We start from the raw sequence: 250 nt of genomic DNA on the forward strand, positions 1-250 counted from the left end.
GTCGCCGACGGCGCGCGACTGAAGGACGCTGCCCGCGACGTGGCGCCGCTGTCGGAGGTCTCATCCCGCGACCTCTACGAGGCAGCGCTCGCCGCCCGCTCCTGATCCACGGCGTCAGTCGACGTGGATCTCCGTCCACACCTGGCGCATGTGGCCTCGGGAGAGGTCTTCGGCGGCGTCGGCGTCGCCGCGCGCGATCGCGGCCGCGACGAGCTCGTGCTGCTCGAGAGTGCCCTCGGCGGGAACCTCG

1 protein-coding gene is annotated in these 250 nt (G+C 73.2%); it reads right to left on the reverse strand.

Annotated features, from left to right (window positions below):
- Window positions 1–114: 114 nt before the first annotated feature.
- Window positions 115–250: FCD domain-containing protein (locus tag SB660_RS22520; protein ID WP_410584707.1), on the reverse strand; the 136-nt coding region annotated here is incomplete at its 5' end.

The sequence above is a fragment of the Bacillus sp. SIMBA_005 genome (genome assembly GCF_046535585.1).
GTDB lineage: Bacteria > Bacillota > Bacilli > Bacillales > Bacillaceae > Bacillus > Bacillus pumilus.